Source organism: Bradyrhizobium australafricanum, assembly GCF_020329495.1.
GTDB lineage: Bacteria > Pseudomonadota > Alphaproteobacteria > Rhizobiales > Xanthobacteraceae > Bradyrhizobium > Bradyrhizobium australafricanum.
In genome coordinates this window covers 1-1,178 of sequence record NZ_JAGKJL010000175.1, presented here as the reverse complement: position 1 = coordinate 1,178, position 1,178 = coordinate 1, and the positions used below count along the sequence as shown (strand labels likewise).

Below are 1,178 nucleotides of genomic sequence, written 5' to 3'. Positions count from 1 at the left end.
CGCGCGCTTTGAAGCATGGCTCGAAGCGCAATGGGCGTCCGGCTGTCAGGTAGAACAGCAATTGTGGCGAGAACTCCAGAAACAAGGCTATACCGGAAGCCGGGTGACCGTCGCACGATGGGCCGCAAACAGATCTGCATGTGCAGACTCGGAAGGAGCAACGCAACCACGCTCGGCCTGGAAAGCTCCATCGCGTCGTCGCTGTGCTTGGTATCTGAGCCAGGATTCAGATCAGATCGATGCTGAAACCAGGCTGTTTCTTTGCCACCTGTTTGTACAAGCTCCGGAACTCGCCACGGCGGCCGATCTGGCGAAGCGGTTTGTGTCCCTTCTCAATGGAGACGATGTCGCTGCGCTCGATGAATGGATCGAACAAGCAACCAACAGCGAGCTTAACAGCTTCGCCAACGGCATCACGCGCGACATCGATGCCGTTCGTGCGGCAATAACGACATCCTGGACAACCAGTCCAGTCGAAGGCCAGATCAACAAGATCAAGGCCATCAAACGACAAATGTATGGTCGGGCAAGCTACCCGTTATTGCGTCGACGCGTCCTCTTGGCTGCTTGAGGGCAACCCGACAAACAATCCGCCCCCAGTTGCTCAAGCTGCACCAAATACGCGGAAGAACCCTTGATTGTCGCTGGAGTCTCATCCTGATCGCCGCCGCGCAGGAGATCCATCCGGTTCAAGCGCAAGCTTGTAGGACCTGCCAAGCCGATGAGGTGAGAAGGGTCTGATGACCGGGTGGAAGTCAGACTGACTGATAGTACTCGGAGGTCGGGAGAGCCGACTACATGGGGAAGCGGTCAGCGGTAGTTGAATTGTTCTTGGGCGACATGGGCTCCATTCAACGGGAGTCACGGCCTTCTATTCTAGGAGAAGATCAGCTGACCATGGAAACGAAACTTGAACAAATAGCAGTGAAAGCTCGACGCGAGCCAAATCTTCGCTTCACCTCGTTGGCCCATCACATCACGCGCGACCGAGTGCAAAAGAATCTATTACAGATTCCGAAGCGCTCCGCCGCCGGGGTGGACGGACAGACGGTGGAGGCGGCGAAGGAGAGCTTCGAGGACTGGATGGGGCCAATGCTCCAATCCATCCATCGCCAGGGATATCGGGCGCCGAACATTCGGCGGGTCTATATCCCCAAGCCCGGTAAGACGGAGAAGCG

Annotated in this window: 1 protein-coding gene and 1 pseudogene; both read left to right on the top strand. The window is 56.8% G+C overall.

Translation table 11 applies throughout. The features are described from left to right. Nucleotides 1–571, top strand: a 571-nt coding sequence (locus J6525_RS46385; RefSeq protein WP_225649607.1) for a transposase, incomplete at its 5' end; no start/stop codon positions are given. 326 nt (nucleotides 572–897) lie between these two features. Then, nucleotides 898–1,178 (top strand): annotated as a pseudogene (locus J6525_RS46380) (hypothetical protein); the annotation flags it as partial.